This is a genomic window from Acidobacteriota bacterium, assembly GCA_016716715.1.
Taxonomy (GTDB): domain Bacteria; phylum Acidobacteriota; class Thermoanaerobaculia; order UBA5066; family UBA5066; genus Fen-183.
The window spans coordinates 295,057-307,779 of sequence record JADJVE010000003.1 but is presented as its reverse complement, the minus strand read 5'-3'; the positions used below and the strand labels follow the sequence as shown (position 1 = coordinate 307,779).

The window sequence follows — 12,723 nt, the reverse complement described above, 5'->3', positions numbered from 1 at the left end:
GGTCACCGCGACCAGCTCGTGCCCCGGGGGCCTTCGATCCTCACGTAAACCTCGATGAGGACCTCGCCGCCCGGCCCCGCCCAGAGCTTCCCCTTGAGGAACGGCTGGTCGGAGCCGGGAGCGGGCTTCTCGAGGTCGAAGCCCGCCTTGGAAGATCCCGTGACGACGACGCGGGTGTCTTTGACCTTCCAGCCGTTCTTCAGGCGGAGGCCCACGTACGCCGGATGAGACGACTTGGTCCCGAGCGTGCCGGGGCAGCGCAGCGAGAAGAGGACGCCGCCGGAGCGCGCGACGCCCGTCGTCGCGCGGCAGCCGGCGGACGCATCCGCGACCGCGGGCTCGGGCAGCGTCGCACCCGCCTGCTGCGCCTCCGGCCACGTCACGTCGCGCTCCTCGAGCGCCGGCGCAGGCGCGGCCGGTGTTCCGAGGAGGGCGAGGACTGCAAGTAGAACGTTCATGCGCGTGGGTTAGGGCGTGAACGTGACGACTGCCGCGACGATCTCGGGAAGACCCGCGCCCCCGAGGCGCGCCCACACGCAGCGCCTTTCCTGTGCAACCGGGGCGTTCACGATGCTTCCGCGAAAATTCGGCGGGAGCGGCTGCGCGGGCGGGTTCGGATTCGAGAAGGTGAACACGTAAGGGCCCTGTCCCGAAGGGCTGGACGCGGACGGCAATACGTTGAACGAAGACGGCGTCACACCGACGAGTGACCCGTGAACCGTCAGGGTCATCTGCTGACCCGGCGGTGGCGTCGGCAGCGGGCTGGTCACGAAGACCCTCCCCGCGATCGACTGCCTGGGTCCCGCGCTCGGAGAGTCAAGCGCGATTCGAAGGTGCCCGGTCTGGACAGGGCTCAGGCACTCCGGGTCTCCGGCAACGGCCATCGGAGGCACGACGTCGACGTACAGGTCCACCGAGGCCGAAGCGAACTGGTGCGGGGTGAAGAGCGTGAGCTTCTGGCGCCCCGTTGGGGCGTTGGCGAGGTTGTCGAGAGCAACGACCTGGCAATTCGGCGGAAGGCAGGTCCCGCTCGGCGACGCGCCAAGCCGCTGCGCGGCGTCGCCGACCGAAACACTGATCCCGCCCCCGATCGACGCCGAAACGCCGTTGGCCACGCCGTCGCCTTCGAGGAGGAGCTTCATGGGGTAGGCGGACTTGTGAACGACGTTGTTCGTCAGGGCCAGGCCGTCGAGGTTCTTGACGCGGGTGATCGAAATCTTCAGGCCGCGCTCGCAGGCCTCCCGAGGATTCGCCGGCGTGTTGGGTGCCGTGGCGACGACCGCCGGGTAGCGGCAGCGGAAAACGCCGTTGTCGTCGAAGCGGTCTCCGCCCGGCAGGCACGTCGTCTGTTTCTTGCACTGCCCGTTGCCCCGGTTTCCGACCATCATTTCGCACTCCCAGTGCTTCGCGCCGTCGTTGTAGTCGAGGCCGTTCCCGAGCGGATCCCGCTTGCCGGGAACGGGCGGGCCCAGGCAGGCGTTGCAGAGCGCGTCTCCGATTCTTTGCGGCGAGACGATCACCTTGTTCGTCGCCGGGAGGGCGTCGCAGGGCGTGGACGCACGCCCCGCGGGAGCGGCGAGGATCGCCGCGACGACGGCCACGAGGGCGGTGCGGTTCTTCATTTCAGGGCTCCTTCTCTCCGGAACGCGCAGGTGCGGGGAGAAGGGGGTCATCGCCCCGACTAGAATCCGCACAGCAGGAAACAGACGAATGGCCGCAGACCCGTCCTCCGACGTGACGCGGATGCTCCGCGAGTGGAGCGCGGGGGACCCGTCGGCCGCCGACCGGCTCCTGCCCGTCGTGTACGCCGAGCTGCGCCGCCTCGCGGCCGGCTACCTGAAGCGCGAGCGCACGGGTCACACGCTCCAGCCCACCGCCCTCGTGAACGAGGCGTGGATGAAGCTCGCGGGCCAGAACGCGCCCTGGCAGAACCGCGCCCACTTTCTGGGCGTCGCGGCGGGGGCGATGCGCCGCATCCTCGTGGACCACGCGCGCCGGCGGCAGGCGCAGAAACGCGGCGGCAGTGAGCTGCGCGTGACGCTGACGGACGCCGCCGCCCCCGGCGGCGGGAGCGAGATCGACCTCGTCCGCCTCGACGAGGCGCTCGAGCGCCTCGCGGCCCTCGACGAGCGGCAGGCGAAGATGGTCACGATGCGGTTCTTCGCGGGCCTCACCGTCGAGGAGACGGCCGAAGCCCTCGGCGTCTCCGAAAAGACGGTCAAGCGCGACTGGGCCGCGGCGAAGGCGTACCTCCACCGCGAGCTCGGGGGCGGGCGGTGACGCCCGAGCGCTGGCGCGAGGCTCAGCGTCTTTTCCACGAGGCCCGGGAGAAGCCGGCCGCCGAACGGAGCGCGTTCGTCGCCGCCGAGGCTGCCGGGGACGCAGAGCTCGCGGCCGAGGTGACGTCCCTCCTCGCGGCGGACGCGGACTCCGGGGGTTTCCTCGAGACGCCGGCCGCTCCGCCCGAGGCTCCGCGCACGCGCGTCGGGGCATGGCAGATCCTTCAGGAGATCGGCCACGGCGGGATGGGGACCGTGTACCTCGGCGAGCGCGCGGACGGGCCGTTCAAGAAGCGCGTGGCCGTGAAAGTCGTCCGCCGCGGCATGGACACGGAGGCCGTCCTCAAGCGCTTCCGGCAGGAGCGACAGATCCTCGCGGGCCTCGAGCACCCGAACATCGCGCGCCTCCTCGACGGGGGAAACACCGACGACGGCCTCCCCTACCTCGTCATGGAGTACGTCGAAGGCGAGCCGCTCACCGCCTGGTGCGCGCGCCGGGGCCTCGACGTCCCGGCGCGCCTCGCCCTCTTCCGGACGGTGTGCGCGACGGTCCAGTTCGCCCACCGGAACCTCGTCGTCCACCGCGACCTCAAGCCCGGGAACATCCATGTCACGGCGGACGGCACGCCGAAGCTCCTCGACTTCGGGATCGCGAAGCTCCTGAACGCCGACCTCGCGGGAACGACGCGCGACCTGACGGTCGCGGGCGGCGGCGCGTTCACGCCCGAGTACGCGAGCCCGGAGCAGATCCGCGGCGAGCGCATCACCACGGCGTCCGACGTCTGGTCGCTCGGCGTCCTTCTGTACGAGCTCCTCTCGGGCGTCCGCCCGTTCGGCGCCGCGGGGGCACCGCCCGGCGAGGTCGCGAAGGCGGTCCTCGAGACGGAGCCGGAAAAGCCGAGCGCCGCGGCCGCTCGCGCCGGCGGCGAGAGGATGAGACGCCGGCTGGAGGGCGATCTCGACACGATCGTGCTCAAGGCGCTGCGCAAGGAGCCCGAGCGCCGGTACGCGTCCGCCGAGCAGCTCTCCGAAGACCTGCGGCGCCACCTCGAAGGCGCCCCGGTGAAGGCGCGGCGCGACACGTTCACGTACCGGACCGGAAAGTTCCTGACGCGCCACCGCACGGCCGTCGCCGCCGCCGCGGTCGTGCTCCTCGCGCTCGTCGGCGGCATCCTCGCGACGGCGCGCCAGGCGCGCATTGCGCGGGCCGAGCGGGCGCGCGCGGACCGCCGGTTCGAGGACGTCCGAAAGCTCGCGAGCTCGTTCCTCTTCGAGTTCCACGACTCGATCCGGAACCTCCCCGGGTCCACTCCGGCGCGCGAGCTGCTCGTGCGGCGCGCGCTCGAGTACCTCGGCACGCTCGCGAAGGAGTCCGCGAGCGACCCCGCCCTCCAGCGGGACCTGGCGGAAGCCTACGAGAAGCTCGCGGAGGTGCAGGGCCTCCAGGGCGGAGCCGCGCTGGGCGACGCCGCCGGCGCGCTGTCGAGCATGCAGACCGCTGTCCAGATCCGGGAGGCTCTCGTCGCCCGTCCCGCACCGGATCCGGCGGACCAGCGCAACCTCGCGAAGTCGCTCTCGAATTACGGCGCCGCCCTCGCGACGACGGGCGACGTGAAGGGTGGCGTCGCCGCGTCGCGCCGCGCCGTCGAGATCCTCGAGAACGCCGTCCGGAAAGCGCCCGGGGACCGCGATCTCAAGCGCGGCCTCGCGGAGGCGCACTTCTTCCTGAGCAACAGGCTCTCGTCCGCGAACGACCTCCCGGGGACCCTCGGGGAAATGCGCAGTGCTCTCGCGACCTACGAGAGCCTGCTCGCCGACGCACCGCGCGACATCCGCCTCCGCCGCGCGGTCGCGCTCTGCAACAAGTACATCGCGAGCAGCTTCGCCCTGCCGCAGAACCCCGTGTACGACCCGGCCGCGGCGCTCGCGGGATACGAAAAGTCCCTCGCGATCGAGGAGGGGCTCCTCGCCGAGGACCCGACGAACGCCCTCTTCAAGCGCGACCTCTCGCACAGCCTCGGCGGGTGCGGCGAGGCCCTGTTCCGACTGGGAAGGCCCACCGAGGGCGCGGCGGCGTACGCCAGGGCGATCGCCCTGCGAACGGAGCTGGTCGCCGCCGATCCGAAGAACACGGGCATTCGGCAGGCCCTCGCCCGGGCGCATGTGAACCTGGCCGAGAACCTCACAGCGTCAGGAAACCCCCGCGACGCTCTCGCCTCGCTGCACCGCGCACAGCCGATGATCGACGACCTCGCCGCGAAGGACCCGTCCAACGCGATGCTCGCGGGCGAGCACGCGATTCTCGCCAAGTACTTCGGACAGGCCCACGAGGCGCTCGGGGACGTCCGCGAGGCCCGGCACGCCTACGACCGCGCCGCCTCGGAGTACGAGCGGCTGAAGGCCGCGGGGCGCCTCCCCGCGGCCTCCGAGCTCTTCCTCAAGGAGGCGCTCGCGGGCCGCGACCGGTGCGACGCGGCGCTCGCCGCGAAGGCCGCTCCGAGGAATCCAAAGTCCGGGCCGACCCCGTAAGATCCCCCCGATGTCGGAACGCCGCGTCGTCGTGACGGGACTGGGAGCCGTGACTTCCCTCGGAAAGGACCTCGCGTCCACGTGGGAAGGCCTCGTCGCGGGACGCAGCGGCATCGGCCCGATCACGCTCTTCGACTCGTCCGCCTTCCGGACCCACCTCGCGGCCGAGATCAAGGAGCTGCCCGGTGGAATCGAGCCGTCCCTCCGCCGGCGCCTCTCGCGCACGGACGTCGCCGGCCTCGGCGCGGCGGCCGAGGCGCTCGCCGATTCCGGCCTCGACCTCGGGCGCGAGGACCTCTCGCGGATCGGAGTCGTCCTCGGCGCGGGCGTCTCCGGCCTCCTCGACAGCGAGAACTACCTGCACGCCCTCCTCGCGAAGGGCCCGCGCGGCGCCCGCCCGACGCGCGTCCTGAACCACCCGCCCGACCAGACGACGGACCGCATCGCGGAGCGCTGGGGCCTCCTCGGCCCGCGCTCGTCCATCACGACCGCCTGCTCGTCCTCGGCGACGTCCCTCGGCTACGCGGCCGACCTCATCCGCCACGGGTACTGCGACGTCGTCGTCACGGGCGGCGCGGACACGTTCGCGCGGCTCACGCACGGCGGGTTCAACGCCCTGCGCTCCGTCGACCCCGACCCCTGCCGCCCGTTCGACAGGCGCCGCAAGGGGCTCACGATCGGCGAGGCCGCGGGGCTCCTCGTCTTCGAGGAAGAGGAGCACGCGAAGCGCCGCGGCGCAACCCTGCGAGCGCGCTTCCTCGGCTACGGCGTCACGTCAGACGCCCACCACATGACGCAGCCCGAGCCAACGGGCGAGGCGGGCGCGCGCACGATGGCCGCATGCCTGAAGGCGGCGGGCCTGAACCCGGGGGACGTCGACTACGTGAACGCCCACGGGACCGCGACGCCGCAGAACGACTCCGCCGAGACGGCCGCGATCAAGCGGGCGCTGGGCGCGCGCGCGTACGAGATCCCCGTCTCGTCCATCAAGTCCATGCTCGGCCACTGCCTCTGCTCGGCCGGCGCGATCGAGGCGGTCGCCACCGTGCGCACGATCGAGACGGGCATCGTGCCGCCGACGATCAACTGGGGCGAGCGCGATCCCGAGTGCGACCTCGACATCGTGCCGAACGTCGCGCGCGAGGCGCGCGTCAGGGTCGCGCTCTCGAACTCTTTCGCGTTCGGCGGCAACTCGACGGTCGTCGCGTTCGGGGCCGCATGAAGGCCCCGGTCGTCACCGGCGTCAGCGCCGTTACGGCGCTCGGGCGCACGCTCGCCGAGACGCGCGCCGCGCTCGAGGCCGGCCGCTCCGCCGTCGCATCCATCGAGGGCCCCGGCGTCCCCGAGCGCGCGGAGCGCTCCCCAGCCGCGCGCATCGGCGCTTTCACGACCGAGCCCGAGCTTCCGAAGAGCAAGGCGCGCCGCCTGGATCGCGGCAGCCAGTACGCGATGGTCGCCGCCCGTCAGTGCCTCGCGGACGCGGGCTACGCCGTCGCGGGACGCGAGGAGCGCATCGGCATCCTCTTCGGCACCGGCTCCGCCGGCGCCGGGCCGCTCACGGAGTTCGAGCGGCAGATGGCCGAGTCGCCGGAGTCGGCCTCGCCGTTCCTCTTTCCGAACACCGTCTCGAACGCTCCCGCCTCGCAGGCCGCGATCGAGATCGGAATCAAGGGCCCGAACGTCACGATCACGCAGAAGGACCCGGCGCCGCTCAACGCGCTCTTCTACGGGCGAATGCTGCTCGCCGACGGCCGCGCCGACGCGCTGATCGTCGGCGCCTCCGACGAGTGGAACCTCGACTACCACCTCGCCTACGAGCGCGTCCGCGCGACGCGCACCGCGACGCGCCCCGGGTTCGTCCTGGGGGAAGGCGCCGGCGCGCTCCTCGTCGAGGACGAGGCCGCCGCGCGGGAGCGCGGGGCGCACGCCTTCGCGCGCGTGGCGGCGGTCGTCTCACGGGGCGCTCCCGTCTCGCCGCAGCACCGGCGCGCCGATCCGGCGACGCTCGCGGCGGTCATGAACGCCGCGCTCGCGGAGGCCGGTGTCGGGCCGCGCGACGTCGGTCTCGTCCACCTTTCGCGAAACGGCGTCCCGGCGACGGACGCGGCCGAGGACGCGGCCCTCGCCGCCGTCTTCGGCCTCGCGCAGCCGCCCGCCGTCGCGATCAAGGACGTGCTCGGCGAGAATCCGGCGATCGGCGCCATGCAGCTCGCGCTGGCCGCCGACGCGCTGCGCACCAGGCCCGGCCTCGGCGCCGTCCTCGTGAATGCGTTCGGAGCCGGCGGCAACTTCCTGGCCGCCGTGCTGACGGCGCCATGAGCGGCCGCGTCTTCTCCGTCGCGTTCGAGGTGCGATTCCCCGAGGTCGACTCGTACGGCGTCGTCTGGCACGGCCACTACGTCCAGTACTTCGAGGTCGCGCGCAACGCGCTCTGCGCGGCGTTCGGCCTCACGCCGGCCGACGCGCTCGCACACGGTTACAAGGTGCCGATCACGAAGGTGTCGATGGACCTGAAGCGCCCCGCGCGCCTCGACGACCGGCTCGTCGTCACCGCCCGCCTCGCGCCTCCCGAGGTCGCAAAGCTCGTGATGAGCTACGAGATCCGGCGGGAGGCGTCGGGAGAGCTCCTCGCGTCGGGCGCGACGGAGCAGGTGCTCCTCGACCCGTCCGGCCAGCTCCTGCTGACGTTTCCCGCGCCCGTGAAGACGCTCGTCGCGCGCATCCTCGCGTTCCAGCGCGGCGAGGCCGAGCCGGACGCGTCGAAGATTCTCCCGCCAGCCTGAGTCAGCCCGCCTTCGGAAACGTCGCCTCGGCGCGGGTCGGCTCGCCGGGGCGCGACGTGAGCGTCAGAGTGCCGCCGTGCGCCTTCACGATGCGCTCGGCGATCGGAAGGCCGAGTCCCGTGCCGGCGGGCTTCGTCGACACGAAGAGCTTGAAGAGGTCCGCGGTCTTCGCGGGCGGGACGCCCGGGCCGCGGTCGGCAACCGTGAGCCGCCACTTCGCGCCGGCGTCCTCGACCCGCACGTCCACCTCCCGCGCCGACGCGCCCTCGGCCTCCACGGCGTCGAGCGCGTTCGCGACGAGGTTCAGGACGACCTGCCTCACGCGCGCGGGGTCGAGGCGCGACGACGCACCGCCCGCGTGCGGCGTGAACGTGAGCCGGATGGCGCGGCGCTCCGCCTCGGGCGCGAGGAAGGCGACGGCATCCCCCGCCGCTTCGTTGAGGTCCGCGGGCACGGCGCTCAGGGGCGACGGGCGGGCGTAGGAGAGGAAGTCCGCGAGGAGGCGCGAAAGCCGGGTCGTCTCCTGCCGCGCGGCCTGCGCGAGCTCGGCCGGCGGCGGCCCGCCCGTGCGCGCGGCGTCGCGCAGCTGTTCCTCGAGGAGCTCGAGGTTCAACCCCATCGCGTTCAGCGGATTGCGGATCTCGTGCGCGAGGCCGGCCGCGACCTCGCCGAGCTCGGCGAGGCGCTCGGCCTCGACGCGGGCCTCCTCCGCCCGGCGCGTCCTGCCGATGAGAAGGAGGACGGCGGCCGACGCGGCGGCGATCCCGAGCAGCGCGACGCTCGCGGCCGCGAACGTGCGCAGGTACAGCTCGCGGCGCAGCTTCTCGACGCGCTCGGCGAGGACCCGGCGCGAGACCCCGAAGCGCAGAACGGCGAAGTCGCCGACCGGCACCTCGAGGTCGTACGGGTTCGCCTCCGGAGCCTCGTAGCCCCAGCTGCGCGACGCCGTCCCGGGCTCGACGGGACGGACGTTCAGCACCTTCGGGTCGTCGACGACCGGGCGCGCGCGCTCCGGCACCGTAAGCGTGCCGTTGTAGGAGTAGAGGACCTCCTTCTTCGCGTTGTCGAGCACCTCGACCTCCGCGAGGATCTGGCGCTCGGACACGCCCGCCCGCACGAGCCGGTCGATCTCCGTCACCTTGAGCTTCAGGAGGTACGGATCGCCCGCGGAACGCTCGGCGATGCCGCGCGCGAGCCGCTCGGCGTCGAGCCTCGTGTGCAGGATCGCGTCGTTGACGACGTCTTTCGACAGCGCCTTGAAGAGGAGATGCCCGAACAGCAGGACGGAGCCCGCCGTCAGCAGGCCGAGCGCCGCGAGGACGAGCGTGATGAGCCGCCGGAACCGGGCGTCGGGATCGGCCACGGCCGGAGTCTAGCGGGACTCCGGCCGTGTCCGTCGCAGCTACTGGAAGTAGCCGTTCACGTCGAGGACGAAGTGGACCGGCCCGGTCGACGCGTTGTTCACCTTCACGGTCCCCGACCCGTCGAGCGCGAGCTGCACCAGCGCGTTGTTCGCGCGCGTCTTGCCCGCGTTGAACGAGATCGACCCCATTCCCGAGGGTGCGCCGTCTCCCCGGTACACCTCGAGGGTTCCTCCGGCGGGCGGGCTCACGACCGTCAGGTTTGCCGAGACGGCCGCCGCGCCCGACGGGATCCCGCAGCTGCCCGCGAGAACGAACGTGCGGTCCGCTCCGCCCGCGGGGAGGGCCGGCCCGCCCGCCGGTCCGGTCGCGCCGCGCGTGTCGACGATCCTGCAGGGCGTCACCGTGTAGAACGGAACGGCGGACCCGGCCGGCAGGACCGTCACGTTCGCGGACGCGCCACCGTACGGACACGGCCCGAGCGTGAGGCTCACGTTCAGGGTCAGCGGCGTTCCGGCCGATCCCGCCGTGAAGGTGATCTCGTTCGTGCCCTGGCCCGCCGTGATCGTCCCGTTCGTGATCGTCCAGAGGTACGCCGCCCCGGTGATCGACGCGACGCTCGCGGCGCGGTTCGGCGAGCCCGCGCCCACGAAGGACGGCGCGGTCATGACGGGCGGCACCTGCGGCGGGGGCGGGCTGACGACGATTTGCGCGCTCCCCGAGGCGGTGCCCGGCCCGTTCGCATCCGCGACCGCCGTTACCGTGTACGTGGTCGTCACCGTCGGGTTCACGACACGCGTCGCCGGGCTCGACAGGACGTTCGACTGCACGACGCTGTCCGACCAGGTCACGCTCCACGGCGGAGTGCCCGTGAGCGCGGCCTGGATCGTCGTCGCGGAGCCGAAGCAGATCGTCGCGTCGCCGCTCACGGTCGCCGTCGCCGGCGCGGGAAAGCGCACGTACGCGACGGCCATGTCGTGGTCCGAGATGCGCTCGGGCCGGTTCGGGTCGTTCCGGAAGCTCTCGGGGAAATCCGCGTTGCTTCGCGCGTACGCCACCCTCGAGACGAAGGGCAGCAGCGCGGCGTTGACGAGCTCGTGGTCGAGCACCTGGGCGTTGCCGTCGAAGCTGTACGAGTAGCGGTCGGCGGCCGGGAGGAGGTCGAGGAGATCGGTCAGGTCCGGGTTCACGAGGTCGGCGCTCGCGAGGACGACGTCCGTGGCGGGCGTTGGGGTCCCCTTGACCGTGCCGATGACGTCCACGTAGCCGTCGTTCACCTGGAACGCGTTGTAGTCGCCGAGAGAGATGATCCTCTCGGCGGAATTTGCGATCTGGCGCGCCTGGATGAGGTTCGCGAGGGACTCGGCCTGCGCGCGGCGTTTCGTGCGGACGCGGTTGCCGTCGGCCGGGTCGTCGACGCCCGAGAGCGAGCGCAGGTGATTCACGATGACCGTGATCGGAAACGCCGGGCCGGAGGGAGGCGCGACCGTCGCGCGGAGGACGAGGGAAGGACGGTCGTTCAGGAGAGCCGGGTTCCCGGTGTTCGGGTCGGTGTACGTCTCGTCCTTGTTGACCTGCGTGACGTCCACGACGCTCACGCGGGAGGACTTCACGAGGAAGCCGACGTCGATCCCGCCGACGTCGTTGCCCTCCACGAGGAACGCCTGGTACGACGGATCGGGTTCGGACGCGGCCACGGCGTCGGCGTTGACCTTCGTCGCGACCGCCTGGAGCGTCGTAAGGTTCTCCATCTCTTCCACGCCGATGATGTCGGGCGTCCGCAGCACGCTGCGGATCGCGAGCGACGCCTTGTTCAGGCGGTTGTTGAACGCCGTCCCCGTGAGGACGACGTCGCTGACGCCCGGCTCGTCGGCGGTGTCGAAGAACCGCTGCATGTTGAACGAGGTCACCGTGAACTCGTCGCTGGCGGGGAGCGGAACGGGCGTGAACGTCACGTTCCCGCTGACCCCCGGCGACGAGCCCGGGTCCGGCAGGATCGTGTACGTGCGGAATCCGTAGTCGAGGGGTCCGACGAGGTTCGTGACGACGGCGCCGGAAGTGACCTCGAGCGCCGTGCCGCCCACGAGGCCGTCTCCGTCCACCCGCAGCCGCTCCGGATTCGCGTCGAAGCGCGGGACGCAGCAGGGCGCCCCGGAGGGCAGCGGGTCCGGGACCTCGACGCCCGCCTCGCGGAAGGGCCGTGCGATGCCGGTGATGACGCCGTAGAAGACGCCGTTCGACGTCGCCGTCGCGCTCGCCTCGCTGACGGTTCCCGACGTGGGGGCCACGACCGTCATCGAGGCCACGGAGACGCGCATGCCCTCGAACCTCTCGAGCTGGTCGATCGCCCCGAGCGGACTCGTGTCGGCCGCCGTCAGGACGAAGGGGGCCGGGAGCGGATTGCCCGTCGACAGGAGCGACACGGTCGGCGAGAGCGCCAGCTCCGTCATGGGCGGGCTGTTCGCGTCCGCGGACGGGATGAACTCCTGGACCGTCCCCGTCACGAGAACGGAATTGCCCACGGCGGCCGCCGCCGGCGGCGCGGACGACGTGAACACGAAGATTCCGTCCGACGTGTTCGGGTTCCCGTCGCCGAGCGGGTCCTGGAGGAAGAAGCCGTTCGACTTCACGCCGATCACGATGCCCGACGTCGAGACGGCGGTGCTCACGAGGGGCGAGGTCGCACCGCTGCCCTGGATCGTGTAGATCGGCGTCAGGACGACGTCGTCGTTCGTGATCGTCCCGACGCCCTGGCCGTCCGCGACGGTCACGCCCGTCCCGACGACGCTCGTGACGTTCACGAAGAACGTCTCGTTCGGCTCGACGGTCGCGTCGCCGTTCACCGTGACGTCGAACGTGTACGTCGAGTTCCCCGCGGAGATGCTCTGACCGATCAGCGAACGCGTCACGTAGTCGCTGTCGACGACGGTCGCCGTGCTGTCCTGCGTCGCGATGTTGAACGTCACGCCGCCCGCCGGCGCGGGCGCGGAGAGGCTCACGGTGAACGTGAACGTTGTCGTGCCGGAGTTGCCCTCCGCGAGCGCGACGTCGTTGATCGAGAGCGCGAGCGAGCCCCCCGAGCAGGGCGCGAGCGTCGTCGCCGTGTTGCGGGGGTTCGGAGCGCCGGACGCAAAGTCCGTGCTGTTGGCGTCGGTTTCCGTGCAGCCGCCCGATCCGCGAAGATCGGCGGTCGTGTTCGATGGCGCGGGCGCCGGAGCCGTCTCGGAGCAGTTTGCCGTCGTCCCGAACCCGACGAAGTCGACGATCGCCCCCCCCGTCGGGCAGGCGCCCGAGAGCGCCGTGGTCGCGCTGACGAGGGCGATCTTCCCGGCGGTCGCGCCCATCGCGATCGTGCCGGTCGCATCCGGCGTGGGCAGGTTCACGCTGCCGCCGGCGCCCTGCGCCTCCTGAACGAGGTAGTACTGCCCGGGCGCGAGGGAGACGTTCGTGAGGTTCGTTACCTGCCACGTCGTTCCCGTCGCCGAGCCGTATTGGACGGACCAGCCGTTCAGGCTGACCGTCGTCGTCCCGCGGTTGAAGAGCTCGACGAAGTCGTTCTTGTACGTGGCGCCGGAGTTCCCGCCGCCGCCATACACCTGGCTGATGACGATGGTGTTCGAGACGGCGGCGATCCGCGCGGCCGGCAGGAAGGACAGAAGAAGAACAAGGAGACGGAGGACTCTGGAGCGCACGAACATGCGTCTACTCCTCGGCCGGCATCGCGCCGAGCCCGGATTCCGAGCCTACTCCAGAAAGAGAAAGGGCCGCGGC

General features: G+C 71.8%; 9 protein-coding genes. 5 read left to right on the top strand and 4 right to left on the bottom strand.

Annotated elements, in window-relative coordinates:
• Window positions 1–2: 2 nt before the first annotated feature.
• Both IPL89_06250 and IPL89_06245 read right to left on the bottom strand, forming a co-directional pair.
• Window positions 3–458, bottom strand: coding sequence for a hypothetical protein (locus IPL89_06250; protein ID MBK9062783.1), 456 nt, complete (start codon window positions 456–458; stop codon window positions 3–5).
• A 9-nt stretch (window positions 459–467) separates the two neighbouring features.
• A complete protein-coding gene (locus IPL89_06245; protein ID MBK9062782.1) occupies window positions 468–1,622 on the bottom strand; it encodes a hypothetical protein in 1,155 nt (384 codons plus the stop codon).
• Between the two features lie 88 nt (window positions 1,623–1,710).
• Between IPL89_06245 and IPL89_06240 the strand changes: the two genes are divergently transcribed.
• Genes IPL89_06240 through IPL89_06220 form a run of 5 tightly spaced genes read left to right on the top strand, consistent with a single transcriptional unit; the run spans window position 1,711 to window position 7,591 of the window.
• The gene (locus IPL89_06240; protein MBK9062781.1) at window positions 1,711–2,280 is read left to right on the top strand and encodes a sigma-70 family RNA polymerase sigma factor; all 570 of its coding nucleotides are present in this window, start codon (window positions 1,711–1,713) and stop codon (window positions 2,278–2,280) included.
• Window positions 2,277–4,808, top strand: coding sequence for a serine/threonine protein kinase (locus IPL89_06235; GenBank protein MBK9062780.1), 2,532 nt, complete (start codon window positions 2,277–2,279; stop codon window positions 4,806–4,808). The genes IPL89_06240 and IPL89_06235 overlap by 4 nt, the downstream gene beginning before the upstream one ends.
• Window positions 4,809–4,818: 10 nt before the next feature.
• Window positions 4,819–6,030 (top strand): beta-ketoacyl-[acyl-carrier-protein] synthase family protein, encoded by a 1,212-nt coding sequence (locus IPL89_06230; GenBank protein ID MBK9062779.1) that lies wholly within the window; start codon window positions 4,819–4,821, stop codon window positions 6,028–6,030.
• Complete coding sequence (locus IPL89_06225) at window positions 6,027–7,127, top strand: hypothetical protein (GenBank protein MBK9062778.1); 1,101 nt, start codon at window positions 6,027–6,029, stop codon at window positions 7,125–7,127. The genes IPL89_06230 and IPL89_06225 overlap by 4 nt, the downstream gene beginning before the upstream one ends.
• The gene (locus tag IPL89_06220) at window positions 7,124–7,591 is read left to right on the top strand and encodes an acyl-CoA thioesterase (GenBank protein MBK9062777.1); all 468 of its coding nucleotides are present in this window, start codon (window positions 7,124–7,126) and stop codon (window positions 7,589–7,591) included. The genes IPL89_06225 and IPL89_06220 overlap by 4 nt, the downstream gene beginning before the upstream one ends.
• 1 nt (window position 7,592) lies before the next feature.
• On the opposite strand, the gene IPL89_06215 is transcribed toward IPL89_06220, so the two are convergent.
• Window positions 7,593–8,954, bottom strand: coding sequence for a HAMP domain-containing histidine kinase (locus IPL89_06215; protein MBK9062776.1), 1,362 nt, complete (start codon window positions 8,952–8,954; stop codon window positions 7,593–7,595).
• A 39-nt stretch (window positions 8,955–8,993) separates the two neighbouring features.
• Window positions 8,994–12,650, bottom strand: a complete 3,657-nt coding sequence (locus tag IPL89_06210; GenBank protein MBK9062775.1) for a lamin tail domain-containing protein — start codon at window positions 12,648–12,650, stop codon at window positions 8,994–8,996.
• Window positions 12,651–12,723: the final 73 nt, after the last annotated feature.

What these genes read in the sequence shown, in the direction of transcription:
- IPL89_06220 (MBK9062777.1), top strand. Translation starts at nt 7,124, where the DNA reads ATGAGCGGCCGCGTCTTCTCCGTCGCGTTCGAGGTGCGATTCCCCGAG.
- IPL89_06230 (MBK9062779.1), top strand. Translation starts at nt 4,819, where the DNA reads ATGTCGGAACGCCGCGTCGTCGTGACGGGACTGGGAGCCGTGACTTCC.
- IPL89_06250 (MBK9062783.1), bottom strand. Translation starts at nt 458, where the DNA reads ATGAACGTTCTACTTGCAGTCCTCGCCCTCCTCGGAACACCGGCCGCG.
- IPL89_06245 (MBK9062782.1), bottom strand. Translation starts at nt 1,622, where the DNA reads ATGAAGAACCGCACCGCCCTCGTGGCCGTCGTCGCGGCGATCCTCGCC.
- IPL89_06225 (MBK9062778.1), top strand. Translation starts at nt 6,027, where the DNA reads ATGAAGGCCCCGGTCGTCACCGGCGTCAGCGCCGTTACGGCGCTCGGG.
- IPL89_06240 (MBK9062781.1), top strand. Translation starts at nt 1,711, where the DNA reads ATGGCCGCAGACCCGTCCTCCGACGTGACGCGGATGCTCCGCGAGTGG.
- IPL89_06210 (MBK9062775.1), bottom strand. Translation starts at nt 12,650, where the DNA reads ATGTTCGTGCGCTCCAGAGTCCTCCGTCTCCTTGTTCTTCTTCTGTCC.